This window comes from Methylosinus sp. Ce-a6 (assembly GCF_009811655.1).
Lineage (GTDB): Bacteria > Pseudomonadota > Alphaproteobacteria > Rhizobiales > Beijerinckiaceae > Methylosinus.
Genome location: NZ_BGJX01000004.1, coordinates 1 through 24,892, shown reverse-complemented (window position 1 = coordinate 24,892; position 24,892 = coordinate 1). Strand labels below are relative to the sequence as shown.

Genomic DNA, 24,892 nt, shown 5'->3' with positions numbered 1-24,892 from the left:
ACGGAGCCGGTCAGGCGCGGCCGCGCGCGCCGGCGGCGAGAGAAGCGGTGATCTCGCGCGATTTCGTCTCGGCTTCGACGCGCGCCAGATTGAGGAAATAGGCGAGCATGGTGAGCTCCGATCGATCCGCCATCGTCGCCAGCTCCCCTGCCATTTCCGCTATATAGCTCGCGAGAGAGGCCGCCGTCGCGTCGCTCGTGTCGCTGTCGGCGGGTTGGGCGTCTCGGCTCTTTTGCATCGGGTCCTCGCGTCGGCGCGAGGCGGCGCCGGCAATTAAATTTTTCAACCTATAGTCGTAAAATGCCTCTTGGCCTTTGGTTTGTCAACGCGGCCGCGCCAATGTCATCGCGTCGCCGATGGCCGATACGGCTCCGATCTTCGCATGAGATGGTCGAATGTCGCGGCGCGCGTCGAAGCGCGCTGATTACAGCTGCTGGTAGGTATTTTTCGATGCGCCCGCGAAGGCGAGAGCGTTAACGGAGGGTTTTTTTTGATCCTCGACGGTCTGGACGGCCGGTAAGCGCGCCTTAGTTCCCCTTCACCTGGGCCGCGGTTCTCGTGCAACGGCGGCGTATTGGAATTTTTCTCGAGGCGCGACTTGAGCGACAGATGAGTTGGAGGACTGATATGGGCGTTCGCTTGGACTTACCGACCGCGCTCCTCCTCGCGCAGCCTTTCGGCGCAGCAGTCGTTCGCGCCGCCGCGACTACCGTCATCACGATCGTCCGCGCCGGGGACTGCCGCCGACGCTGAGCCGGCGCGCGCGTCGCGCCGTGACGAAAGGTTCCCGCCGCTCCTCGGGGCGACGGGAAAGGGGGGCGAGAGCCACGAGGAGGCTTGGGTCATGAGCAATGTTGTGAAGTTGTCTCTACTGGGCGCCGCGAGCGCCGTGATCGGCTTCGCCGCGCCCATCGGCGGCGGCGTCGCCCTGGCCGGACCGGTCGGTATGGCCGATGTCACGTCGGTGTCTCTGCCGGCGGCGACCGATCAGGTTCATTATCGCCACGGCCGTTCGATCTACCGAGGCCGTTCGGCTCACTACTGCCCGCCGCGCCGCATCGAGCATCGCACCGTCTATGTGCGCAACCGATACATCGTCGAGCGCCGCACCGCCTATGTGGCGGCCCCGGTGGCGACGGCGGTCGCGGTTCCGGTCGTCGCGGCGACCTATCCCGGCTATGGCTACGGCTACGGCGGCCCGGGCATCGTCGGCGCCGGCGCCGGCCTGCTGGGCGGCGCGCTGAACATCGGCTTCGGCGGATGGGGCGGCCCCGGTTGGGGCGGCGGCTGGGGCTGGCGTCGCGGCTGGTGGTGGTGAGCCTTCCGGCCTAGCCTCCCGAAGCGAGGCGCCCGAGCCTGTCGAGGGCGCCTTGCAGAATATAGGCCGCGGCCATGCGATCCACGACCTCGGCCCGCTTGGCGCGCGAGACATCCTGCGCCAACAGCTCTCTGGTGACGGCGGCCGTCGAAAGCCGCTCGTCCCAGAATGCGTAAGGGATACGGCGCATCGCGCCGAAATTGCGCATGAAGGCCCGCGTCGCTTGCGCCCGCGGGCCTTCGGATCCGTCCATGTTGAGCGGAAGCCCGACGATCAGCGCGCCGATCTCGTGTTGCGCGACGAGCGCTCCGAGACGTTCGGCGTCCTTGGTGAATTTCACGCGGCGTATCGTCTCGAGCGGCGTCGCGATGCGGCGCTCGACATCGGAGAGCGCCAAGCCGATGGTTTTCGTGCCGATGTCGAGCCCCATCAGCCGGCCCTTCCGCGGCAAGAGAGCGGCGAGCTCCTCGAGCGTCTTTCGTTCGTCGGTCATCGTCTCCGCCTAGCACGGCGCGGCGGCGGCGGGAAATCCGGCGCGGCCCGGGATTCCGGCGCGGCCCAGGGAATCGGCGCGGCCATTGCATCGCGGGCGGACGCGCGCATTGCGCCGGCGAAGCCGCGAGTGGTATAGCGCGCGGGACGAAGTCGGAACGGAGCTCCATACAATGTCCGTCGATCAGGCGACAGTCCGCCGCATCGCCCATCTCGCGCGCATCGCCGTCGAGGACGAGGAAGTCGAGCGCCTCGGCGCGGAGCTCAACGCCATTCTCGACTTCGTCGCCGAGCTTTCGAGCGTCGATGTCGATGGCGTCGAGCCTTTGACCTCCGTCCTGCCCATGCAAATGAAGAAGCGGAGCGACGTCGTCACCGACGGCGGCGTCGCTTCCGACATTCTGGCCAATGCGCCGGAAAAGGAAGACCATTATTTCGTCGTGCCCAAGGTCGTCGAATAGCCGCCTTCCGCGACGACCGCCCGCGATAGACGCGGGGGCGCGAGCGTTTCCAGCCGAATTGATGCCGGTTCGGCGTTGGAAGCGCGTCAAAAACAAAAGCCGAGAGTCTTTTCTGTTTCAATGAAGCATGAAAAGACTCTAGGCTCGAACGAGCGAAACGCATTCATGTCCGATCCTACGCATTTGTCCCTCGCCGAGGCGCGCGACGCGCTCGTTTCGAAGAAACTCTCGGCGGTCGAGCTCACGCGCGCCCATGTCGAGGCGATCGAGAAAGCGCGCGCTCTCAACGCTTTCATCACCGAGACGCCGGAGCCCGCGCTCGCGGCCGCGCGCGACAGCGACGCGCGCATCGCCCGCGGCGAGGCGCGGCCGCTCGAGGGCCTGCCGCTCGGCATAAAGGACCTCTATTGCACCAAGGGCGTGCGCACGACGGCGGGGAGCCGCATCCTCGACGATTTCACGCCCACCTATGAATCGACGGTCTCCGCCAATCTCTGGCGCGACGGCGCGCTGATGCTGGGCAAGCTCAATCTCGACGAATTCGCCATGGGCTCGTCGAATGAGACGAGCGCCTTCGGCCCCGTCGTCTCGCCCTGGCGGCGCAAGAAAGGCGAGGGTTTCGACGAGGCGAGGATCGTCCCCGGCGGCTCGTCGGGCGGCTCTTCCGCCGCCGTCGCCGCGCGCCTCGCGCTCGGCGCCACGGCGACCGACACGGGCGGCTCGATCCGCCAGCCGGCGGCTTTCACCGGCACGGTCGGCATAAAGCCGACCTATGGCCGCTGCTCGCGCTGGGGCATTGTCGCCTTCGCTTCCTCGCTCGATCAGGCCGGGCCGATCACGCGCACCGTGCGCGACGCGGCGATCATGCTGCGCTCCATGGCCGGCCATGATCCCAAGGACACGACCAGCGTCGATGCGCCCGTTCCAGATTACGAGGCCGCGGTCGGCGCCTCGGTGAAGGGACGCCGCATCGGCATTCCGAAGGAATATCGCATCGGCGGCGGCGCCGAGATCAATGCGCTGTGGGATCAGGGCGTAGCCTGGCTGCGCGACGCCGGCGCCGAGATCGTCGAGATTTCCCTGCCGCATACGCGCTATGCGCTTCCAGCCTATTACATCATCGCGCCGGCGGAGGCCTCCTCCAATCTCGCGCGCTATGACGGCGTGCGCTACGGCCTGCGCGAGAAGGGCCGCGACATTGTCGACATGTTTGAGAAGACGCGCGCCAAGGGCTTCGGCGCCGAGGTGCGCCGCCGCGTGATGATCGGCGCCTATGTGCTCTCGCACGGCTATTACGACGCCTATTATGTGCGCGCGCAAAAGATCCGCAGCCTCATCAAGCGCGATTTCGACGAGGCTTTCGCCGCCGGCGTCGACGCGGTGCTGACGCCGGCGACGCCCTCGACGGCTTTCGCGCAAGGCGAGAAGGGCGCGGCCGATCCGGTCGAGATGTATCTGAACGACATATTCACCGTGACGGTGAATATGGCGGGCCTTCCCGGCATAGCCGTGCCGGGCGGGCTCGGCGCCGACGGGTTGCCGCTCGGCCTGCAGCTCATCGGCCGCCCCTTCGACGAGGCGACCTTGTTCTCGCTCGCCGCCGCGCTCGAGAGCGCCGCGCCGAAAATCGAATTTCCGCAGCCCTGGTGGACGAAGGCGAAATGACGCGCAGAGCAGAGGCCAAAGCGCTCGACCCGCGCGACGAGATGGCGGATGTGCGGGCGACGATCGACGCGCTCGACGAGGAGCTCGTCGCTCTGCTCGCTCGCCGTCAGCGCCAGATCGAGCGCGCCGCCGCGGTGAAGCCCGGCCTCGGCATTCCGGCGCGCGTGCCCGAACGCGTCGACGAGGTGCTGGCGCGCGTCGCCGCGGCCTCGCAGCGCGAGGGACTCTCCGGCGAATTGGCGCAAGCGCTGTGGCGCGCCATGATCGAATGGTCGATCGCCTATGAGGAGCGGCTGATGGGCGATCGTGCGCCTCGAGGCGAGGACGACGGGTCCTCCCGCTCCTGAGCCGTCATCGCGAGCCGGAGGCGAAGCGATCCAGCGCCGCGGGGCGGCCCCAGGATTGCTTCGTCGCTTCGCTCCTCGCGATGACGGGCGCGGGCCTCTGATGTAAAATCCTTCCAATCGAAGACGCTGGTCGAGGAAGACGAGACATGAACACGCGCGAGACGCAGCCGAGCAAACTCATCAAAGGCGCGACCGGCGACTGGGAAGTCGTCGTCGGCATGGAGATTCACGCCCAGGTGACGAGCAAGGCCAAGCTCTTCTCCGGCGCTTCCGCCGAATATGGCGGCGAGCCCAACAACCATGTCTCGCTCGTCGACGCGGCCATGCCCGGAATGCTGCCGGTCATCAATGAGGAATGCGTCAAACAAGCCATCCGCACCGGCCTCGGCCTGCAGGCGAAGATCAATCTACGGTCCGTGTTCGATCGGAAGAATTATTTCTATCCCGATCTGCCGCAGGGCTATCAGATTTCCCAGTACAAGCATCCGATCGTCGGCGAGGGCGAGGTGATCGTCGATGTGACGCCCACGGAGCGCATCACCGTCGGCATAGAGCGGCTGCATCTCGAGCAGGACGCCGGCAAGTCCATTCACGACCTCTCGGCCACAGAGAGCCATGTGGACCTCAATCGCTCGGGCGTGGCGCTGATGGAGATCGTCTCCAAGCCGGACATTCGCTCGGCCGAGGAGGCGCGCGCCTATGTCTCCAAGCTGCGCACCATTCTGCGCTACATCGGCTCCTGCGACGGCAATATGGAGCAGGGCTCGCTGCGCGCCGACGTGAACGTCTCCGTGCGCAAGCCCGGCGCGCCCTTCGGCACGCGCTGCGAGATCAAGAACGTCAACTCCATCCGCTTCATCGGCCAGGCGATCGAGGTCGAGGCGCGCCGCCAGATCGGCATTCTCGAAGACGGCGGCGCGATCGCGCAGGAGACGCGCCTCTTCGATCCCGGCAAGGGCGAGACGCGCTCCATGCGCTCCAAGGAGGAGGCGCATGACTACCGCTATTTCCCGGACCCCGATCTGCTGCCGCTCGAATTCGACCAGCCCTATGTCGACGCGCTGAAGGCGGAGCTCCCTGAGCTGCCGGACGACAAGCGCGCGCGCTTCGTCGCCGATTACGGCTTGCCGCCCTATGACGCCGGCGTGCTCGTCGCCGAGCGTGCGAGCGCCGATTTCTTCGAGGAGGCGGCGAAGGGCCGCGACGCCAAGCTCGTCGCCAATTGGGTCATCAACGAGCTGTTCGGCCGCCTCAACAAGGAGGGGCTCGACATTACGCGTTCGCCCGTGTCGGCGCAGGCGATCGGCGCGATCGTCGATCTCATCTCCGAAGGCGTCATCTCGGGCAAGATCGGCAAGGACGTGTTCGAGATCGTTTGGCGAGAGGGCGGCGATCCGCGCGCGATCGTCGAGACGCGCGGCTTGAAGCAGGTGACCGACACCGGCGCGATCGAGAAGGCCATCGACGAGATCATCGCCGCCAATCCGGACAAGGTCGCGCAAGCGAAGGCGAAGCCGACGATGCTCGGCTGGTTCGTCGGCCAGGTGATGAAGGCGACCGGCGGCAAGGCCAATCCGCAAGCCGTCAACGAGTTGCTGAAAAGCCGCCTCGGCGTCTGAGCTCTTTCGGTACGGCCGAAAAGCGAATCACTCGCGCGGCGCCGATTTGAGCGAATCGGCGCCGCGCAGAGGCCGCGACGCGGCCTTCGCGAAGCTCGGCGCGCGCGCTGCGCACAATTTTTTTTCACGCGAGCCACGGCTCACGCTCGACGCGCGCGACGGGCGTTCGTCGGCGCTGCGCCGACGCCTTCGCGCGCGCTCGCGAACCTGCGGCGCGCGCGTCGACGAGCGTCGGCGACGGCGCGAAACGCAATCTCGAAACATCGATCCATCACGCGCGAGAAGCTGCGCGAGCTTGCGCCGCGCAATTGCGCGGCATGTCTTAGTATTCGAAGAAAAACAATAGATTGAGCGACGCGCTCGATCGCGCGCGCGCAATGCGTCGTCGCAATGGCGCGACATCCGCGCGGATGCTCTGCGCCTCGTTGCGTCGCCGCCGAGATCATCGTGAAGCTGCGGCGCGCCTGCCGCGAGTCTCATTGCCGCGATGCGCGTTTCGACATGTCGAGCGTCGCGCCTTCGCGCATGTTTTGCGACATGCGGCGACGTTCGCGCGTGCAATTCGTGAAAGCGCCACTTGAACGACTGGTTAACCACGTTACGCTATTGCGGCGTATTGTCGGTCATAGCGACATTCCGACGATATGGATCAAGGGGACTTAAGATGGCGAAACCAACGACGAAGCGTAAGCCTGCGAAAAAGGCGGCCGCGAAGAAGGGTGCTCGTAAGACCGCGACCAAGAAGGCGGCGACCAAGAAGACCGCCGCGAAGAAGACCGCTCGCAAGGTCGCCCGCAAGACCACGCGCAAGACGACGCGCAAGACCGCTTCGAAGAAGGTCGCCCGCAAGACCACGCGCAAGGTGGCCACGAAGAAGCGCGCCGCGACGAAGAAGCGCACCGCCACGAAGAAGACCGCCGCCAAGAAGGCCGTGCGCAAGGCGCCCGCCAAGCGTCGTTCTCCGCGCAAGCCCAAGGAAACGCCTCCGGCTCCGGAAAGCTCGGAGACCGTCTGAAGAGAGACCGGCGGTCGAAACGCGTTCGCCATGCGCAGCCGATCCACCTCGCATCGTGAACGCGTTTCGCTAGCATTCTTCTGCCCGGGCCGGCTCGGCCCGCGCTCCTCGTCGAGGCAGGGCGCGCTTTTCCCCGCGGCCCTCGACGCGACAGCCGCAGACTAGAAGAGCGGAACTCGTTTTCCGGCCTTCAGCGGGTGAGACATCGGTTCGCGAATTCGCGCCAGCTCGATCCCACCGCGCGACCTTCCTGCTTGATCTTCATCCATTGCATGGCGCATTGGCGCATGCGCTCGCGCGAGGCGCGCGGCAGCGACGGCGGCGGAACCGACGTGTCGAGCGGCGGCAGCTCCCGAGGAGCGGCGGGCGGAGCCTCGACGGCGGGCGGTTGCGGCGCGCGTTGCTCGGGCGGACGCCGCGGCGGCGGCGGCGCGCGCGGGGCGCGGCGCTGCTGGACATGCGGACGATCGCTGGATGGAGCAGGATCGGGCGCCGCGGCGGCCGCGAAGGCGCAGAGCGAAACGAGGACAGCCGCGCATGCGCTCCGCGGCAAAAAGGGAGCGCAGGAGTCTTGCGCGATCACTCGTTCCGCCATCGGCTCCCTAGCTGTGTCGCGCCGTCGTCGCGGCCCGACGACCGCTCTAGACCGGAACGCGCCGGGACGTCAACGCCCCGAGTTTTCGCGACCTTCCCAAGCGAGCGAGCGGCGTGCTAGACCGGAATCCGATCCGACTGGATCGGATTCCGGTCTAGCTTTTTTGCTTGGAGCGAATTCTGATCGCTCGAACCATTCCGTTCGAGCGGAAGGCGCTCTGGGGCTCGCTTCGCCGGGCGCGAGTCCTCGTTTCACGCAGCTGCGCTGGAGCTCTCCATGGACTCTTCCGAAAACAAATTCGGCGCGACATCCGCGCGGCTTGCGCTCGCGACGCGCCCGCGCCGCAATCGCAAGAGCGAATGGGCGCGCCGTCTCGTGCGCGAGACGCGGCTCTCCGCCGACGATCTGATCTGGCCGGTGTTTCTGCTCGACGGCGCCGGGCGATGCGATCCGATCGCCTCCATGCCGGGCGTCTATCGCTACTCGATCGACACGGCGCTCAAGGCGATAGAGGAGGCGGCCTCGCTCGGCGTGCCGGCGGTCGCGCTCTTTCCCAACACCGATCCGGCGCTGCGCGACCCGCACGGCTCCGCCGCGCTCGATCCGGAGAATCTCGTCTGTCGCGCCTGCCGCGCGATCAAGGGCGCGATCGCCGACATAGGGATCATCACCGATGTCGCGCTCGACCCCTATACGAGCCACGGCCATGACGGCCTGCTCGTCGGCGACGAGATCGTCAATGACGAGACCGTCGCCGTGCTCGCGGCGCAAGCGGTCAATCAGGCGCGCGCCGGCGCCGACGTCATCGCGCCTTCGGATATGATGGACGGCCGCGTCGGCGCGATCCGCGCGGCGCTCGACGCCGAGAGATTCGAGAACGTTCAGATCATGAGCTACGCCGCCAAATACGCCTCGGCCTTCTACGGACCGTTCCGCGACGCGATCGGCACCAACAAGACTTTGCGCGGCGACAAGCGCACCTATCAGATGGATCCCGCCAATAGCGACGAGGCGCTGCGCGAGGTGGCGCTCGATCTCGAGCAGGGCGCCGATATGGTGATGGTCAAGCCGGGAATGCCTTATCTCGACATCGTGCGGCGCGTCGTCGACGCCTTCCACGCGCCGACCTTCGCCTATCAGGTGTCCGGCGAATATGCGATGATCGAGGCGGCGGTCGCCAATGGCTGGCTCGACGGCGAGCGCGCGATGATGGAGAGCCTCATAGCCTTCAAGCGGGCGGGCGCGGCCGGCGTGCTCACCTATTACGCGCCGCGCGCCGCCGCCGCGCTGCGCCGCGGCTGAGGCCGCGACGCCGCTTCTCGTCCGTCATCGCGAGGAGCGCAGCGACGAGGCGATCCGAGAGCCGCTCGACGGCGCCGGATCGCTTCGCTCCGCTCGAAACGGCCGCGGGCCGTCTCACCATACGGCCTTCACCAGCGGCAGCTTCTGCTTCAGCCTCGTGATGAGGTCCTTCAGGCTTCGCCGATTGCTCTTGTCGCAGAGCTGCGCGTCGAGATCGGCCTGCACCGATTGCGACAGCCACCAGCTCATCGACACTTTGGACATGGACAGCGTCTGGCCCTTGAAGCGGGCGCAGGTCTTGTCGAGCAGGGGATCGTCGCCGCCGTCGGCGACGAGCGTCGGCTGCACGCGCACGCCGATCTGGAAGAAGCTCGCCGTCATATCGCCGGCGTAGCGGTCGGTGTCGGCGTTCATCTCGACGAGGCTGCGCTGAGCGAGCGCCGCCTGTTCCGCCGCATGGCCGGCTCTGGTCGCCAGCAGGGCGTCCACCGGGGCGGCGACGAGGCCGAAAATGTCGGAGAGGAAACTCACTCCCGTCGCGCCGAGCCGCGGCGTGCCGGCGGCGCGCGGCGGCAGCGTATTGTCGGTGAGCGCGCCGACGGGGTCGTTCTGCACCCATAGGATCAGCGGCGTGATTCCTTCGTTCTTGAGCGCGCGCGCCACATCGAGGCCGGAGGCGAGGCCGGCGTTGTCGAAATAGCCGCCGTCGACGATGCGGTCGCCATGCGTCGCATTGTCCTTGGCGCGCAGCGTTCCCGCCGGCGAGATGATGGGGAAGCGCGCGCTGAGCAGCGCCGCCGTCGACAGGAGAATGTCGGGTCCGTCGCGCAGCGCCGGGACGTCCCTGTCGCCATCGCCCGCCGCCGGGCAAATGTCGCCCTTGGGCGTCTTGCAGGGCGTCGAGACCATTTCGAAGAAATCATAGGCCGCCGGATAGAGCGGCGCGCGCGAATGGGTCGCGGGGGCCGGGCGCGTCGAGATCAGATCGGTTCCGATGATCCGCGCGCCGCTGTCCACGGAGGTTCCGTTGAGCAGCAGCAGCGGCGTCCATTTGCCCGGCGGCGTGGCGCGCGCATAGCCGAGGCGCCGGCACATGCCCTTCGTCGCGCCGCTCGCGCAGGGCTCGCCGGTCTGGATCAGCTCGCCGGTCCAATAATCATTCTTATAGGCCGGATTGGTCACGAAGTCGTAATGGCGCTCCCACGACTTCTCGAGCAGAGCGGCGCGATCCTCCATCCAGGGCTCGTCGAGCACGAAATATTTGCGCGGCGAGAAATTGTCGCGAAAGCCGAGGCCGACGAAGGCGGGCGAGAGATAGTCGCCGGAAACCAGCAATTGCAGACAGTCGCGCCAGCTCGCGGTCGGATCGCGATTTTCATGGGCTCCGACCCACACGCGCGCCTTGTTGACGCAAGGCGGCGTCGTGACGCCTTTTTCCGCCGCATCGGCGAGGGCGGCGCGGAAAGTGGCGGAGCCGAAGGCGCCGCCGGAGACGCCGGAGAAAGCGAAGATGCGCCGTCCGGGCGAGGTCAGCTCCGGCGCGTCCTGGAGATCGCCGTCGCGATCGATCAAATGGCCGACGACCGTCGCCGCCATGAAGGCGGCGCGGCTCGCTCCGCCTTCGGCCGCGACGATGAGCGCCGGCGGGCATCGGCTCTCGGTGCAGCCATTGGCCGCCTTCCAATTCCGGATCGCTTCGGGAATATCGATCTGCCGATCGTCTTTCTTGGGCGAGCCGGAGGTCTCGGGCAGCGTGCGCACATCGTCGAGCCGCGTGTTCGCCGCCGTGATCGCCACGGCGACGATGATCGCGCCGAGGAGCAGAGGCCGTCCGGTCTCATAGCTCTTGCGCACCAGCCAGCTCGCGCCGAGCACCAGGCTGCCCAACAGAAAGGGAACGATCAGCGCGCGGGGCGCGTGATCGGCGAGGAAGAAAGGCCAGATCAGAGCCGAGACGAACACCGCCGTCGTCACATGGAGCGAGGCGTCGGTCAGCAATTGCAGATCGACGCTCGCGCCGACGAAGCGCGCGATGCGCTGGCGTTTCACCACGAAAAGAACGAAAGCGGCCGCGGTCGCGGCGTCGAGCGCGAGCAGCGCCCATAGCTGGTCGCGCGTCGCCGTCGCTTCGGAAAGGATGGCGGCGTTCTCGATCGACGCCTGCGCGCCCATGAGGGCGAGCGCGACCGCGACGAAAGGCGTGAGGCCGAGAAGGCGCGGCGTCCAGGCGATGACGCGCGCATAGCGGCGGCGGACATGGTCCCGGATCGAGCGTATGTCGTTGTCGCGCATCTCGACGCGGAGAAAATAGGGGATCATCCAGGCCGAGTCGGCGTCCTCGAGCACGCGGCGCGCGCCGTAATGGACGGGAAAGGCCCAGACCAGGAAAACGGCGGCGAAGACCGAGAGCCAATAATGCGCGCCGAAGAGAAGATCGTCGAAGGAGCGGTCCGCGAACAGATTCTGCGCCTGGTCGACGAGGCCGAACAGAAGGAGCCCGGCGAGGGCGCTCGCCACGCTCACGCGGCAGGCCCACAGAATGCGGAAGATCCAATAGAAATCCGTCTTCCATTGCGGCGACGGCGAGGCGATCTCGTCCTCGCTCGCGGGTTTCGTGTCGAGCAATTGCGACATGGAGCTCTCCTTTGAAAATCGACGCCCGGACTATTGTCGATCCAGAAATCCGGCTTCGAACTCTACGCTAAGCCCCCGCCGTGACAAGACGGCCACGCCAGCGACAATCGCGCCGGCGGAGGCCTCGTCGGGGTGGACAAAGCGGCCGTCCCGTGGTTTGGCTGTGCGTGCGCCGCTTCGGGCCGGCGGCCCGCGGCGCCGCCCTTCGATCCTCTCGCGATTGTCCCCCCATGTCCGGCCGCATCGCTCCTTTTGTGATCGTTTTGTGTTGTCTTTGCGCTATATCCGCCGCGAAGGCGGATTTTCGGCTGTGCAACAACACGACGAACCGCGTGAGCGTGGCCCTGGCCTATACGGACGGGCGCAATTGGCTGTCGGAGGGATGGTGGAATCTGCGCGCCTCCGCCTGCGAGACGCTGTTGCGCGGACAGCTCGCCGCGCAGTACTACTACGTATATGCGATGGACGAGCGCGGCGGCGAGTGGAAGGGCAAGGCGTTCATGTGCACGCGCGATCGCGAATTTCGCATCGACGGCCGGGAGGATTGCTTCGCGCGCGGTTTCGACCGCACGGGCTTCTTCGAGATCGACACCGGGCGCGAGGCCAAGAACTGGACGGTGCAGCTCACCGATCCCACTCCGTCCTCGACGCAGTGACGAGAATGGCTCCGCGGCTCTGTCAAAACAGGATTGGGCATAGAAAATGAGAAGGTTGCGGCGCGTGAAGATCATCGCGACGCTCGGTCCCGCGAGCGTCGAGAAGACCGTCGTGGCCGGCCTGTCGACGGCCGGCGCCGATGTGTTTCGGATCAATATGAGCCACACCGATCACGCCGGGCTCGCCGCCTATGTCCGCATGATCCGCGAGATCGAGGCGGAGACCGGGCGCGCCATCGGCATATTGGTCGATCTGCAGGGCCCCAAGCTGCGCATCGGCGCCTTCGCCGACGGGCCGGTGCATTTGCGCAAGGGCGACCATTTCGTGCTCGATTCGGATCCGACGCCGGGCGACGCCGCGCGCGTGCAGCTTCCGCATCCGGAAATTCTGCAGGCGTTGAAGGTCGGCGACACCATCCTCATCGACGACGGCAAGGTCCGCCTCCATGTCATGGAGACGTCGGAGGATATGGCGCGCGCCGTCGTCGACATCGGCGGACGCGTCTCCAATCGCAAGGGCGTGAGCCTGCCCGATACGGATATTCCGATCACCTCGATGACGCCCAAGGATCGCGCCGATCTCGACGCCGCTCTCGTCGAAGGCGTCGATTGGGTGGCGATCTCCTTCGTGCAGCGGGCGGAGGATGTGCTCGAGGTCAAGCAGGTCGTCGGCTCGCGCGCTCTGGTCATGGCCAAGATCGAGAAGCCGCAGGCCATCGCCCGTCTCGACGAGATCATAGAGGTGACCGACGCGCTGATGGTGGCGCGCGGCGATCTCGGCGTCGAAGTGCCGCTCGAGAAGGTGCCGAGCCTGCAAAAGCGCATCACCCGCGCCGCTCGCCGGCTCGGCAAGCCGGTGGTGGTGGCGACGCAAATGCTCGAATCGATGATTTTGGCGCCGCTGCCGACCCGCGCCGAGGTCTCGGATGTGGCGACGGCCGTCTATGAGGGGGCCGACGCCGTCATGCTCTCGGCCGAGAGCGCCGCCGGCCAATATCCGGTCGAGGCCGTGGCCACGATGAGCCGCATTGCGGAAGAGGTCGAGAGCGACGCCGTTTATCGCTCGATCATCAACGCCCAGCGCAATGCGCCGCCCAATCCGACCGCCGCCGACGCGATCGCCGTCGCCGCCCGCGACGTCGCCGAGACGCTCGACTCCATGGCGATCTGCGCCTGGACCTCCTCCGGCGCGACGGCGCTGCGCATCGCCCGCGAGCGGCCGCGGCCGCCGATACTGGCGCTGACGCCCAAGCGCGACACGGCGCGCCGGCTGGCGCTGGTCTGGGGCGTGCATGCGCTGGAGACGCGAGATGCGCGCGACGTCGAGGACATGGTGGATCGCGCCTGCGTCAATTCGCTGGGCGAAGGTTTCGCCGCGCCCGGCGACCGCATCATCATCGTCGCGGGAATGCCCTTCGGCTCGCCGGGCGCGACCAATATGGTCCGGCTCGCGCTGGTCGGCGAGGAGAGCGGCTCTTAAGAGTCTTTCCGTGTTTCATTGAAACACGGAAAGACTCTAAGCTTTTATTTTGACACGTTTTCGGACGCCAAACCAGCGTCCGCTTCGGCTGGAAACGCTCTAGAGTCGCTCCGCTCTTTTAGCCGCCGGACGCGGCGGACGACCATTCCATGATCAGCGTCGGCCGTCCCGAGAGGCTCGGCCCGCCCTCGGCGACGCGCACGAATCCCTCTCGCCGATAGAAGGCGATCGCTCTCTCATTGTCCTGATTGACGTCGAGCCGCAGGCGCGCCGGCGAGAGGCTGCGCGCCGCCTCGATCAACGCTTCCGCCGCGCCGGAGCCGAAACGGTCTGGACGCACGCAGAGCTGGTCGAGCCAATGCGAGGCCGGATCGACGACGACGAAGCCGACGAGCGCGCGGGCGGCGCCCTCGAGCAGCAGCAGCGTGCGGGCTCCGCCACTCTCCAGCTGGACGATATGGTCCTTCAGCCAGTCTCGGCGCGCCTCGAAATCGATATCCGCATAGGTCTGCCGCCAGGCGACGACCCAGAGGTCGAGAAGCTCGCTCCAGTCCGAGTCGCGCCGAGCGATGATGCGCGGGCCGGAGATCGGGCCGCGCATCGTCGCTCAAGCCTTGCGGACGGTGTCGAGCAAAAGGCGGTGGATCGCCTCATTGCCGGCGCAGATCGCGCCTTTGGGCAGCATGTCGCCGCCGCCGTCGAGATCGCTGACGAAGCCGCCGGCCTCCCGCACCAGCACGATTCCCGCCGCAATGTCCCATGGCTTGATGCCGCGCTCCCAATAGCCGTCGCAGCGGCCGGCCGCGACGGAGGCGAGATCGAGCGCGGCGGCGCCCATGCGGCGGATGTTGCCGGTCTTGGCCATGACGGCGGCGAGCTCCGTCTGGAAGCGGGCGTGGCGCTCCTGCCCGGCGAGGGGAGGAATGCCGCAGGCGACCAGCGACTCGGCCAGCGTCTTGCGCGAGGCGACCCGCATCCGCCGATTGTTGAAATAAGCGCCCTGGCCCTTCTCGGCGACGAACATGTCGTCGGTCGCCGGATTATAGACGACGCCGGCGACGAGCTGGCCCTCCCGCTCGAGGCCGATCGAGACCGCGAAGACGGGAATGCCGTGCAGGAAGTTGGAGGTGCCGTCGAGCGGGTCGATGTGCCAGGTGTGGGTCTTGTCGCTGCCTTCGACCGCGCCGCTCTCCTCCATCAGAAAGCCATAGCCCGGACGGGCGCGCGACAATTCCTCGAAGACGATCTTCTCGGCGCGCCGGTCGGCGGCGGAGACGAAGTCGCCGGGGCCCTTCACCGACACTTGCAGATTCTCGACCTCGCCGAAGTCGCGCTTCAGGCTGCGCCCGGCTTTGATGGCCGCGGCAGTCATGACGTTCATCAATGCGGATCGGATCATGGAGTCCTGGAAATCGGCGCGAGGGGGCGGGGCGATGCCTCAAATGACAGGGAGGTTACGGGCGCGTCAAGCATTCCCTTGTCGCTCGCGCGACCGAACGCTTCAACCAAGCATAAACCATGAGGGCGCCGATCGTCGCGGCTTCACCGTTTCGAAAGCGCTGCTTCGCCACAGTAGAGCCCTTCGGCCCGTTTCGAGGAGTAAATCCGTGCCGCGCGATCCTGTGGACATTGCCCAGACGAGGGGCGGCCGGCCGGCCGCGGCCATTCGGCGGCGCGCGTCCGCCGCGACGCGGCCCCAGGCGACGCCGCGGGCGGGCCGCCCGACGCCTTCGGCGGGCCAGCTCTTTCGCGTCGGCCTGCTGCTCGCGGTCGTCGCGCTCTGCGCCGGGGCGCTCAAAGCCGGTCTCGGACGAACCGTCGCCGGGACCGAGCGCACGGCCTCGCCGCAAACCTCCGGCGGAACTGTAAAAGCTTGATCCAAGCTACGGAAGTAGCATCATTTTTTGCCGATGTTCCTGCCGTGCGACGGGCGTAATTGGGCGCTTTTTCGAGCGACGGTTAACGCCAGCCGATAAAATTCGATATTTCATTTAGTTAAATGAGAAAGCTAATCCTCATTATCAGCATTTGCCCGTCGCGGCGGGCGGAGGGTCGCGGCGGCGGGAGCGGCTCAGCCGGCGTGACCTCCGGTGTGTTACGTACGGAATCGAAGATTAAGGTTAAGCAAAACCTAATAAGGCGCTCCCCGCAAATTTGCGTTACATAGGGACCCATCGGAACGGCGCGGCCCATCGCGACGTTCGAGCGTTCGAGAGCGTCGTATCATGGGGCAAGCGTCGGATTCGGTGGAAAGCGTTCAATCTGCGGTCTCCTTCGCGGAGAAGCTCGCAGGGTCGGAAGCGTTCGGGGCCATGTTCCGCGAGGGCATGGCGCTGGTCGAGGAGGCCGCCGCTTATCTCGACGGCGCCGGCCGTGACGACGCCAAGGCGCTGCCGCGTCCGGAAGCTCTGGCCTATGCGGCCGAGAGCATGCGGCTGACGACCCGGCTGATGCAGATCGCCTCCTGGCTGCTGCTGCAGCGCGCGGTCAATCAGGGCGAGATCACGCGAGCCCAGGCTGCGAGCGACAAGCATAAGGTGCGGCTGTCGCAGCAGGAGCTCGCCTCCAATCCGGACGTCTTCGCGCATCTCCCGCAGACGCTGCGGGATCTCGCCATTCATTCGCTGCGCCTTCAGGCGCGCGTCATTCATCTCGATCAGCTGATCTATGGATCGGAGTCGGGCTATCCTGCGACGCCCGCGGAGAGCCCCGTCGAGGCGCAGCTGCAGCGGCTGCGCAACGCTTTCGCTCCGGGGCTCTAAAACACCGGGCTGTGACCGCGTAATATCGTTTCTGCGTGAACACTTCGCATTCCGCCCCGTCCGTCATTTGCGAGGAGTGGAGCGACGAAGCAATCCAGAGCCGCCCCACGGCGCTGGATTGCTTCGCTTCGCTCGCAATGACGGACGGGGCGGTATGCGAAGTGTCCGCGTGGAAGCCGTATGAGAGGCAGAAAAACGAAAGCCGCGCCCGGAGCGCGGCTTTTTTTTTCGAGCCGTCCGGCGGCGCGCTTACTTCTTGCCGAAGGACAGATTGCCGAAGCGCGAGTTGAAGCGCGAGAGGCGGCCGCCGCGGTCGAGCAGCTGCGCGGAACCGCCGGTCCAGGCCGGATGGGTCTTGGGATCGATATCGAGATTGAGCGTGTCGCCCTCGGAGCCCCAGGTCGAGCGGGTGAAATATTCCGTTCCGTCGGTCATCACGACTCTGATCGTGTGATAGTCGGGATGGATTTCCTTCTTCATCGTCTTTCCTCGGAATGAGAGCCGCGCCGGCGCCGGCGTTTGGCGGCGCTCATAGCGCATGGCGCGAAAAGGAGCAAGGTCGCGCGCCGCGCGGGCTCGCGCCGGAGCGTCGCTCTGTTCTCGGCGCTCAGGCCGCGAGCAGGCGCTGCACCTCGTTGACGAGGTCCCTGAGGTGGAAGGGCTTGGAGAGGATTTTGGCTTGCCGAGGCGCCTGATTGTCCGGATTGAGGGCGACGGCCGCAAAGCCCGTGATGAACATAACTTTTATGTCCGGGTCGAGCTCGGTCGCGCGCCGCGCGAGCTCGATGCCGTCCATCTCCGGCATGACGATATCGGTGAGCAGCAGCTCGAAGGGCTCGACGCGGAGCTGATCATAGGCGGAGAGGCCGTTGTCGAAGGAGGTGACGGAGAATCCGGCCGTCTGCAGCGCGCGCACCAGGAAGCGGCGCATGTCGGTGTCGTCTTCCGCCAGCAGGATTTTCGCGGCAATCTTATCGGTCATATCGCTCCTCGCATGTTCTATGACATAAGGGCGCAGTTTGGTAAAAATCGGGTGAAAATAGGGACCCGCTCAGGGCTGCGGTGGAGATTCTGGCCCTTGTTTCGCATGAACGGAAATTTTCGGGAATATGCGCGCCGATGAGTCTATGCTGCTTTTCCGCGTTATTCTTTCGAGGGGCGAGATGAGGGGCGGATCGGAGAGGCGCCGATGGTGAAGGACGAGGAGCTGCACGATAGCCAGACGCCCGTCGATCCCGAGCTCAGCCTTCCGTTCGAGCTGGTCGAGCCGGCCGAGCTCGCCTCGCCGCTCGTGTTGTCCTCGCCGCACTCCGGCGACGTCTATCCGGCGAGCTTTCTCGCGCGCTCGCGGCTCGACATTACGAGCTTGCGCCGTTCGGAGGACGCCCATGTGCAGGATCTCTTCGCCCGCGCCCCCGCGCTCGGCGCGCCGCTGCTCAAGGCGCATTTTCCGCGCGCCTATCTCGATTTGAACCGCGAGCCCTATGAGCTCGATCCGCGCATGTTCGAGGATGCGCTGCCCGATTTCGCCAATACGCGGTCGCTGCGCGTGGCGGCGGGCCTCGGCGCCATTCCCCGCGTCGTCGCCGACGCGCGCGAGATCTATTCCGGCCGGCTGCGCGTCGCCGAGGCGCTCCACCGCATCGAGAGCCTGCACAAGCCCTATCACGCGGCGCTGCGCTCTTTGATGGAGCGGGCGCGCCGGCGTTTCGGCGTGGCGCTGCTCGTCGACTGTCACTCCATGCCTTCGAATGTCGCCAAGGAGAGCGCGACCGGGCGCGGCGAGAAGCGCAAGCCCGATTTCGTGATCGGCGACCGTTTCGGCGCGAGCTGCTCCTCGGACGTCGTCGAGGCCATAGAGACGCGGCTGCGGCAGTGGGGCTATCACGTGCAGCGCAACCGACCCTACGCCGGCGGCTACATCACCGAGCACTACGGCAAGCCTAGCGCCGGCTGGCATGCGGTGCAGATCGAGATTTCACGAAATCTCTATATGAACGAGGCCGATCTGCGCCGCGGCGTCGACTTCGACCTCATCGCCTCCCGTCTCGGCGAGATCGTGCGGCTGTTGACGCAGATCGTCGCGCCGCGCGAGCAGCGCGACGCCGCCGAATAGGGCGTTTCCAGCCGAAGCGGACGCGTCGAAACAAAAGACACTAGACTCAGCGCCCGGAGAGGCGAATGACCGCCGTCGATTTCGAGAAATTCGTCGAACGCCTGGCCGACGCCTCCGGCGAAGCGATCCTGCCCTTCTTCCGCACGAGCCTCGCCGCCGAGGACAAGGCCCATGGCGGCGCCTTCGATCCGGTGACCGAGGCCGACCGCGCCGCCGAGATCGCCATGCGGCGGCTCATCGAGGGCGCCTTTCCCGATCATGGGATCATCGGCGAGGAATTCGGCGACGCCCGCGTGGACGCCGAATATGTCTGGGTGCTCGATCCGATCGACGGCACCAAGAGCTTCATCTGCGGCCTGCCGCTCTGGGGCACGCTCATCGGCCTCGAGCATCGCGGGAGGCCCTGCTATGGGCTGATGCACCAGCCCTTCACGCGCGAGCGATTCTCCGGCGACGGCGAGGCGGCCTTCTGGCGCGGGCCGGCGCGGCGGCGCCATTCCGAGTCCAACTGGAAGGCGCAGCCCGCCGTCGAGGAGCGCCGCAAGCTGCAGACGCGCCCCTGCGCTTCCCTCGCCGAGGCGACGCTGATGACGACCTCGCCCAAGCTCATCGACGAAAATTTGCGCGACGCCTTCTTCCGTGTGGAGGCGCAAACGCGCCTGTCGCGCTATGGCGGCGACTGCTACGCCTATTGCGCGCTCGCGGCGGGCCATGTCGATCTCGTCATCGAAACCAATCTCAATCCTTACGACATCGTCGCGCTGATCCCGATCGTCGAAGGCGCCGGCGGGATCGTCACCACCTGGGACGGCGGCTCGGCGGCGCAGGGCGGCGCGATCGTCGCCGCCGGCGACCGGCGCGCGCATGAGGCGGCGATGGCGATGTTGGCGAAGGGGTAGGCGTTCGCCCCTGCCTCTCCGAGAGCAGCCGGTATCAAAAGAACATCATCCCCAAGGGCGTCTATGAGAAGATCGAGGACGAGATCATCGCCGAGCAGAAGCGAGCGCGGCCCGCGCTCTGAAGCGCGAACGCGTCTTTGATCGCATTCTCCGACGCACTGCCGATCGACGAGGTTCTGCCGCGCGTGACGGCGGCGCTCGGCGCGGCGCGCAACCTCGTCGTCGTCGCGCCGCCGGGCGCCGGCAAGACGACGCGCATCCCGCTCGCTCTGCTGGACGCCGATTGGGCGAAGGGAGGCAAGATCATCCTGCTCGAGCCGCGCCGCCTCGCCGCGCGCGCGGCGGCCGCCCGCATGGCCGCGACCTTGCGCGAATCCGTCGGCGAGACGATCGGCCTGCGCATGAGGCTCGAATCCAAGGTCTCGACGAAGACGCGCGTCGAGGTCGTCACCGAGGGCGTCTTCGCGCGCATGATCCTCGACGATCCCATGCTCGACGGGGTCGCCGCGGTTCTCTTCGACGAGTTCCACGAGCGCTCGCTCGACGCCGATGTCGGCCTCGCGCTGGCGCTCGACGCGCAAGGCGGGCTGCGCGACGATCTGCGCATCGTGGTCATGTCGGCGACGCTCGACGGCGCGCGCGTCGCCGCTCTGATGGACGGCGCCGAGGTCGTCGAGAGCGAGGGCCGCGCCTTTCCGGTGGAGACGCGCCATCTCGGCCGCGACGCGAGCGAGCGACTGGAGGAGGCGGTCGTCCGCGCCGTCTCGCGCGCGCTCGCGGAAGAGAGGGGCTCGATCCTCGTCTTTCTGCCGGGACAGGGGGAGATTCAGCGCGTCGCGACTCTGCTTTCCGAGCGGCGTCTTCCGACGGATGTCGATATCGCGCCGCTCTATGGCGCGATGGACCGCAAGGAGCAGGATCTCGCCGTCGCGCCCGCCGCGCCGGGGCGGCGCAAGGTGACGCTCGCCACATCGATCGCCGAGACCTCGCTGACGATCGAGGGCGTGCGCGTCGTCATCGACAGCGGCCTCTCTCGGGTCGCGGTGTTCGAGCCCGATCTCGGCCTCACGCGGCTCGAGACGGTGCGCGCGGCGCGGGCGAGCGTCGATCAGCGCCGCGGTCGAGCGGGGCGCACCGAGGCGGGCGTCTGCTATCGCCTGTGGGACGAGGCGACGACCGTCTCGCTTCCCGCTTTCGCCGCGCCGGAAATTCTCGCCGCCGACCTCTCCGGTCTCGCGCTCGATCTGCGCTCCTGGGGCCTCGACGATCCGGGTCGGCTCGCCTGGCTCGATCCGCCGCCGGCGCCGGCCTGGAAGGAGGCCGTCGCGCTGCTGCGCGAGCTCGGCGCGCTGGACGAGGCGGGCGCGCTCACGCCGATGGGACAGGCGATCCGCGCTCTGCCGCTCGCGCCGCGGCTTTCGCGCATGATCCTCGAGGCGGCGCGTCATGGCGAGGCGGAACGCGCCGCCGATCTCGCCCTTCTCCTTTCGGAGCGCGGGCTCGGAGGACCCTCCTGCGATCTCTCCGAACGCCTCGATCGTTTTCGCTCCGACAACTCGCGCCGCGCCCGTGACGCGCAACGGCTCTCGGCCTCTTGGGCGAAGCAGGCGAAAGCGGCCGCGCGGCGCGAGGCGGACGCCGATCTCTCGGATGGCGCGCTCGTCGCCATGGCCTATCCCGACCGCATCGCCAAGGCGCGCGGTGCGGGCGACGAATTTCTGATGGCGAACGGCCGCGCCGCCGCCGTCGGCCCGCAGGATCATCTCGCCCGCGCGCCCTTTCTGGCGATAGCGGAAATCGCCGGCCGCGCCGCGCAGGCGCGCATACTCGCCGCCTGCGCGCTCACCGGCGAAGAGGTGGAGCGCATCGGCGCCGATCGGATCGAGACGCGCGACGAAACGATTTTCGATGCGCGGAGCGCGAGCCTGCGGCGGCGGCGCTTTCGGCGGCTCGGCGCGATCCGGCTCGCCGAGCAGAATCTCGCGGTCGAGGCGAGCGAGGAGAACGCCCGCAGCCTCGCCCGCGGCGCCGCGGAGCTCGGGATCGCGCGTCTTTCCTGGAGCAAGGCGCAGGCGCAATTGCGCGACCGCATCGCCTTTTTGCGACGCGCCGAGGGCGACGAAGCCTGGCCGGATGTGAGCGACGAGGGCCTCGCGAAAAGCATCGAGGACTGGCTCGCGCCTTTCATCCTCGGCCGCGCGAGCCTTTCCGCCATAACCGCCGATGATCTCGGCGCCGCGCTCGCGGCGCTGCTCCCTTATGAGCTGGCGCGGCGCCTCGACCAGGAGGCGCCGGCCTTTTTCGAGACGCCCGCCGGATCGAGCCACGCGCTCGACTATGCCGCCGCCAATGGCCCGCTGCTGTCGGTGCGGGTGCAGGAATTATTCGGCCTCTCGGTCCATCCGACGCTCGCCAAGGGCCGCGTTCCCGTAACGTTGGAGCTTTTGTCCCCGGCCCATCGCCCGATCCAGACGACGCGCGATCTTCCCGGTTTCTGGGCCGGCTCCTGGGCCGAGGTGAAGCGCGAGATGAAGGGGCGTTATCCGCGCCATCCATGGCCCGACGATCCCGCGAGCGCGGCGGCGACGACGCGGGCGAAGCCACGGGGAACGTGAGCTTCGCGTCTCATGAAAAAGCCGCCGAGACGCCAAGGCTTGAATTCGCGCTTCATCGCGACACATACGCCGCCTGCAGGGAATCTCGCACATGACCGAGGTTCAGACGCTCGCGGAATTCGTCGAACGGGCGCGGCTCGAGGAGATGAGCGACGCCGCGCTGCGGCAATTGAAAATCCGCGTTCTCGATACGATCGGCGTCGCCATAGGCGCGCTGGACGCGCCGCCGATCGCCGCGATCCGCGAGATGACGCGAGAGCTCGGCGGCGCGCCGGTCGCGACGCTCATCGGCGGGGCTAAGACCGCGCCCGACCGCGCCGCCTTCTATAATGGCGCGCTCTCCCGCTATCTCGATTTCATGGACAGCTATCTCGCCCCCGGCGAGACCTGCCATCCTTCCGACAATCTCGGCGCGGTCCTCGCCGCGGCGGAGAAAAGCGACGCGAGCGGCGCGGAATTTTTGACCGCGCTCGCCGTCGCCTATCAGGTCCATACGCGGCTGAGCGATGTCGCGCCCGTGCGTGCGCGGGGTTTCGACCATACGACGCAGGGCGCCTATGCGGCCGCCGCCGGCGTCGCCAAGGCGCTGCGTCTCCCGCGCGAGAAAATCGCCAACGCCATCGCCATCAGCGGAACCGCCAATAATGCGCTGCGGGTGACGCGCACCGGCGCGCTCTCGCATTGGAAGGGTCTCGCCTATCCCAATACGGCGATGGCGGCGACTCATGCGGCGCTGCTCGCCGCGCATGGGATCACCGGGCCGGCGGAGGTGTTCGAAGGCAATAAGGGGTTCAAGGAGACGATCGCCGGCCCCTTCGAGATCGACTGGCCGCGCGAGGACTTGGAGAGCGTGACGCGCACCATCGTCAAGAAGCACAATGCCGAGATTCATTCGCAATCGGCGATCGACGCGGCGCTGGAGATTCGCGCGCGTCCGGGATTTTCGGCGGCGGCGGCGCGCGAGGCGCGGCTCGAGACATTCGCCGTCGCCTTTCAGATCATCGGCGGCGGCGAGGAGGGCGACAAGCGCCTCGTGCGCAACAAGGAGGAGGCCGATCACAGCCTTCCCTATATGCTCGCCGTCGCGCTCATCGACGGAGAGGTGCAGCCGGAGCAATATGAGCCGGCGCGAATCCTCGCCGAGGATGTGCAGAGTCTCATGCGCAAAGTGAAGATCGCGTCCTCGGCCGAGCTCTCCGCGCTGTTTCCGAAATGGCTGCCGGCGCGTCTGGCGATCGAGCTCGAGGACGGGCGCCTGCTGGCCTGCGCGCGCGGCGATTATCACGGCTTCTACACCGATCCTTTCGACTGGGCGGCGGCGCGGCAAAAATTCGATCGCGTGACGCGGGGGAAGACCAGCGCCGAAGAGCGCGACGCCGTCGCCGAGATCGTCGAGACGCTGGAGCGCCGGCAGGTTTCGGAGCTGACGGAGCTGCTCGGACGCATCGGCGCGTCGTCGGAGGGGGAGGGACGAATGCGAGGCTGAAGGCTCGCATTTCCAGCATGAGGATGAAACGCCATGGCCGAGACCACATTCTCCTTCATCCCCCGCGCCGTGCGGACGCAGAAGCCCCGCAAGCGCGGCGTCACCGAGATTCGCGGGTCCTATTACAGCGCCTATGGAAAGCGCCATCTCGCCGATCTCTTCGAGACGATGGGCGAATGGATCGACGGCGTGAAATATGCCGGCGGGTCCTTCGCGCTGATGCCGCCCGAGGCGGTGAAGAGCTTCAACAAGACCGCGCATGACCATGGCGCCTATATTTCGACCGGCGGCTGGATCGAGAATGTGCTGCGCTTCGGGCCCGAGGCCGTCGCTCATTACATCGAGGAGGCGAAGTCGCTCGGCTTCGACGTGATCGAAATCTCCGCGGGCTTCGTCAGCCTGCCGATCGAGAGCATGTTGCGCCTCGTGCGCATGGTGAAGAAGGCCGGGCTGAAGGCCAAGCCAGAGGTCGGCATTCAATTCGGCGCGGGCGGCGACACGCCGGCCTCGGAATTGGAGGCCGAGGGAACGCGCGACGTCTCCTGGCTCCTCGCCGAGGCCGAGCGCGCGCTCGACGCCGGAGCCGACATCATCATGATCGAGAGCGAGGGGATCACCGAGAATGTGAAGCGCTGGCGCACCGATGTCGCCGCGCGCGTCATCGATAAGCTCGGCCTCGAAAAAGTGATGTTCGAAGCCGCCGATCCGCCGGTCTTCGAATGGTATGTGAAGAACTACGGCAATGACGTCAATCTCTTCGTCGATCACAGCCAGATCGTGCAATTGGAGGCGCTGCGCCAGGGAATCTGGGGCACGAAGAGCACATGGGGCCGCATTCAGAATGTCGGCGGGTGATCAGGCCGGCCCGGTGCGGAAGGTCCACAGGCGATTGCCGAGATAGGACCAGAAGAAGACGATTCCCGTCGTGACGACCTGCGCCGGCAGATAGGGCGCGCCCAGTCGCTCCACGAAGAGGCCCATGAAGCCGTAAGTCAGGCAGAATCCGACGAAGGCGACGAGGGCGAAGCGCCAGGTCGTCTCCTCATGCGGGCGGTCGCTCTCGAACGTATGCCGTCGATTGAGGAGATAGGAGACGATTCCGCCGGAGAGATAGCCGGCGAGCGCGCCCGAGACGGGCGGCCAGGCGGCGAGCTCCACGAGGCCGACGAGCACGACATAATGAAGGGTTGTCGCGACGACGCCGACAAGCGCGAAGACCGAGAGCTGGCGGGGGAGCGACATGGCGAGACGATCGCATGTTTCACGCCGCCGCGCGAGTGGAGCCTATCAGCGGGGCAGGGCGATCGGGTGAAGAAATAGGTGACAAGACGCGTCTGAGCTGAATCTGTCGGAATCCTCTGATTCGATCTTTGGGGGATTGCGATGGACGCGAGCGGACGCGACTTCGAGGCTCTGGCCGAGACGACGGC

25 protein-coding genes are annotated in these 24,892 nt (G+C 66.8%); 16 read left to right on the top strand and 9 right to left on the bottom strand.

Annotation, left to right across the window (positions count from 1 at the left end):
• Positions 1 to 10: 10 nt before the first annotated feature.
• Positions 11 to 238: a hypothetical protein gene (locus tag Mspo_RS03785; RefSeq protein ID WP_159727000.1), complete on the bottom strand. Its 228-nt coding sequence runs from the start codon at positions 236 to 238 to the stop codon at positions 11 to 13.
• A gap of 606 nt (positions 239 to 844) precedes the next feature.
• On the opposite strand from Mspo_RS03785, the gene Mspo_RS03780 reads away from it, so the two are divergent.
• The gene (locus Mspo_RS03780; protein WP_159726998.1) at positions 845 to 1,318 is read left to right on the top strand and encodes a hypothetical protein; all 474 of its coding nucleotides are present in this window, start codon (positions 845 to 847) and stop codon (positions 1,316 to 1,318) included.
• Between the two features lie 10 nt (positions 1,319 to 1,328).
• Here the strand turns inward: Mspo_RS03780 and ruvX are convergent, their stop codons facing one another.
• Entirely contained in the window at positions 1,329 to 1,811 is a 483-nt protein-coding gene (gene ruvX / locus Mspo_RS03775; RefSeq protein ID WP_159726996.1) for a Holliday junction resolvase RuvX, read from the bottom strand.
• A gap of 172 nt (positions 1,812 to 1,983) precedes the next feature.
• Between ruvX and gatC the strand changes: the two genes are divergently transcribed.
• The 5 genes from gatC (at position 1,984) to Mspo_RS03750 (ending at position 6,917) form a co-directional block, all read left to right on the top strand.
• A complete protein-coding gene (gene gatC, locus Mspo_RS03770) occupies positions 1,984 to 2,271 on the top strand; it encodes an Asp-tRNA(Asn)/Glu-tRNA(Gln) amidotransferase subunit GatC (RefSeq protein WP_159726994.1) in 288 nt (95 codons plus the stop codon).
• Positions 2,272 to 2,436: 165 nt separating this feature from the next.
• Positions 2,437 to 3,936 carry an Asp-tRNA(Asn)/Glu-tRNA(Gln) amidotransferase subunit GatA gene (gene gatA / locus Mspo_RS03765; RefSeq protein WP_159726992.1) on the top strand — a complete coding sequence of 500 codons (1,500 nt, stop codon included), beginning with the start codon at positions 2,437 to 2,439 and terminating at the stop codon, positions 3,934 to 3,936.
• Complete coding sequence (locus Mspo_RS03760; protein WP_201281616.1) at positions 3,933 to 4,283, top strand: chorismate mutase; 351 nt, start codon at positions 3,933 to 3,935, stop codon at positions 4,281 to 4,283. Before gatA ends, Mspo_RS03760 begins: the two co-directional genes overlap by 4 nt.
• A 146-nt stretch (positions 4,284 to 4,429) precedes the next feature.
• Positions 4,430 to 5,902 carry an Asp-tRNA(Asn)/Glu-tRNA(Gln) amidotransferase subunit GatB gene (gatB, locus tag Mspo_RS03755; protein WP_159726990.1) on the top strand — a complete coding sequence of 491 codons (1,473 nt, stop codon included), beginning with the start codon at positions 4,430 to 4,432 and terminating at the stop codon, positions 5,900 to 5,902.
• A 664-nt stretch (positions 5,903 to 6,566) separates the two neighbouring features.
• Complete coding sequence (locus Mspo_RS03750; protein WP_159726988.1) at positions 6,567 to 6,917, top strand: histone; 351 nt, start codon at positions 6,567 to 6,569, stop codon at positions 6,915 to 6,917.
• Positions 6,918 to 7,107: 190 nt separating this feature from the next.
• Here Mspo_RS03750 and Mspo_RS03745 read toward each other — a convergent pair whose 3' ends face one another.
• Complete coding sequence (locus tag Mspo_RS03745; RefSeq protein ID WP_159726986.1) at positions 7,108 to 7,512, bottom strand: hypothetical protein; 405 nt, start codon at positions 7,510 to 7,512, stop codon at positions 7,108 to 7,110.
• 276 nt (positions 7,513 to 7,788) lie between these two features.
• Between Mspo_RS03745 and hemB the strand changes: the two genes are divergently transcribed.
• On the top strand, positions 7,789 to 8,814 hold the full coding sequence (hemB, locus tag Mspo_RS03740; protein WP_159726984.1) for a porphobilinogen synthase: 1,026 nt from the start codon (positions 7,789 to 7,791) through the stop codon (positions 8,812 to 8,814).
• 114 nt (positions 8,815 to 8,928) lie between these two features.
• Here the strand turns inward: hemB and Mspo_RS03735 are convergent, their stop codons facing one another.
• Positions 8,929 to 11,448, bottom strand: coding sequence for a hypothetical protein (locus tag Mspo_RS03735; RefSeq protein WP_159726982.1), 2,520 nt, complete (start codon positions 11,446 to 11,448; stop codon positions 8,929 to 8,931).
• Positions 11,449 to 11,678: 230 nt separating this feature from the next.
• Here Mspo_RS03735 and Mspo_RS03730 point away from each other — a divergent pair, with 230 nt between their 5' ends.
• Positions 11,679 to 12,104 (top strand): DUF1036 domain-containing protein, encoded by a 426-nt coding sequence (locus Mspo_RS03730; protein WP_244613117.1) that lies wholly within the window; start codon positions 11,679 to 11,681, stop codon positions 12,102 to 12,104.
• 46 nt (positions 12,105 to 12,150) lie between these two features.
• On the top strand, positions 12,151 to 13,584 hold the full coding sequence (gene pyk / locus Mspo_RS03725; protein ID WP_159726981.1) for a pyruvate kinase: 1,434 nt from the start codon (positions 12,151 to 12,153) through the stop codon (positions 13,582 to 13,584).
• Positions 13,585 to 13,702: 118 nt separating this feature from the next.
• Here the strand turns inward: pyk and Mspo_RS03720 are convergent, their stop codons facing one another.
• Together Mspo_RS03720 and Mspo_RS03715 are read right to left on the bottom strand one after the other, a co-directional pair.
• Entirely contained in the window at positions 13,703 to 14,185 is a 483-nt protein-coding gene (locus Mspo_RS03720; RefSeq protein ID WP_159726979.1) for a GNAT family N-acetyltransferase, read from the bottom strand.
• Positions 14,186 to 14,191: 6 nt separating this feature from the next.
• Positions 14,192 to 14,983 (bottom strand): inositol monophosphatase family protein, encoded by a 792-nt coding sequence (locus tag Mspo_RS03715; RefSeq protein ID WP_159726977.1) that lies wholly within the window; start codon positions 14,981 to 14,983, stop codon positions 14,192 to 14,194.
• A 208-nt stretch (positions 14,984 to 15,191) separates the two neighbouring features.
• On the opposite strand from Mspo_RS03715, the gene Mspo_RS03710 reads away from it, so the two are divergent.
• Both Mspo_RS03710 and Mspo_RS03705 read left to right on the top strand, forming a co-directional pair.
• Positions 15,192 to 15,461 (top strand): hypothetical protein, encoded by a 270-nt coding sequence (locus tag Mspo_RS03710; protein WP_159726975.1) that lies wholly within the window; start codon positions 15,192 to 15,194, stop codon positions 15,459 to 15,461.
• A 348-nt stretch (positions 15,462 to 15,809) separates the two neighbouring features.
• Complete coding sequence (locus Mspo_RS03705) at positions 15,810 to 16,346, top strand: DUF1465 family protein (RefSeq protein WP_159726973.1); 537 nt, start codon at positions 15,810 to 15,812, stop codon at positions 16,344 to 16,346.
• 249 nt (positions 16,347 to 16,595) lie between these two features.
• Here Mspo_RS03705 and rpmE read toward each other — a convergent pair whose 3' ends face one another.
• Both rpmE and cpdR read right to left on the bottom strand, forming a co-directional pair.
• Entirely contained in the window at positions 16,596 to 16,826 is a 231-nt protein-coding gene (gene rpmE, locus Mspo_RS03700) for a 50S ribosomal protein L31 (protein WP_159726971.1), read from the bottom strand.
• A gap of 127 nt (positions 16,827 to 16,953) precedes the next feature.
• Positions 16,954 to 17,328, bottom strand: coding sequence for a cell cycle two-component system response regulator CpdR (gene cpdR, locus Mspo_RS03695; RefSeq protein ID WP_159726969.1), 375 nt, complete (start codon positions 17,326 to 17,328; stop codon positions 16,954 to 16,956).
• Between the two features lie 207 nt (positions 17,329 to 17,535).
• Here cpdR and Mspo_RS03690 point away from each other — a divergent pair, with 207 nt between their 5' ends.
• The 5 genes from Mspo_RS03690 (at position 17,536) to Mspo_RS03670 (ending at position 24,317) form a co-directional block, all read left to right on the top strand.
• Positions 17,536 to 18,462 carry an N-formylglutamate amidohydrolase gene (locus Mspo_RS03690; RefSeq protein WP_159726967.1) on the top strand — a complete coding sequence of 309 codons (927 nt, stop codon included), beginning with the start codon at positions 17,536 to 17,538 and terminating at the stop codon, positions 18,460 to 18,462.
• Between the two features lie 65 nt (positions 18,463 to 18,527).
• Complete coding sequence (gene hisN / locus Mspo_RS03685; protein ID WP_159726965.1) at positions 18,528 to 19,361, top strand: histidinol-phosphatase; 834 nt, start codon at positions 18,528 to 18,530, stop codon at positions 19,359 to 19,361.
• Positions 19,362 to 19,501: 140 nt separating this feature from the next.
• Positions 19,502 to 21,976 (top strand): ATP-dependent helicase HrpB, encoded by a 2,475-nt coding sequence (gene hrpB / locus Mspo_RS03680; protein ID WP_159727319.1) that lies wholly within the window; start codon positions 19,502 to 19,504, stop codon positions 21,974 to 21,976.
• A 91-nt stretch (positions 21,977 to 22,067) separates the two neighbouring features.
• Complete coding sequence (locus Mspo_RS03675) at positions 22,068 to 23,462, top strand: MmgE/PrpD family protein (protein WP_159726963.1); 1,395 nt, start codon at positions 22,068 to 22,070, stop codon at positions 23,460 to 23,462.
• Between the two features lie 33 nt (positions 23,463 to 23,495).
• On the top strand, positions 23,496 to 24,317 hold the full coding sequence (locus Mspo_RS03670; RefSeq protein WP_159726961.1) for a phosphosulfolactate synthase: 822 nt from the start codon (positions 23,496 to 23,498) through the stop codon (positions 24,315 to 24,317).
• Here Mspo_RS03670 and Mspo_RS03665 read toward each other — a convergent pair whose 3' ends face one another.
• Positions 24,318 to 24,704, bottom strand: coding sequence for a GtrA family protein (locus Mspo_RS03665; RefSeq protein WP_159726959.1), 387 nt, complete (start codon positions 24,702 to 24,704; stop codon positions 24,318 to 24,320). It abuts the gene before it with no gap.
• Between the last annotated feature and the right edge of the window lie 188 nt (positions 24,705 to 24,892).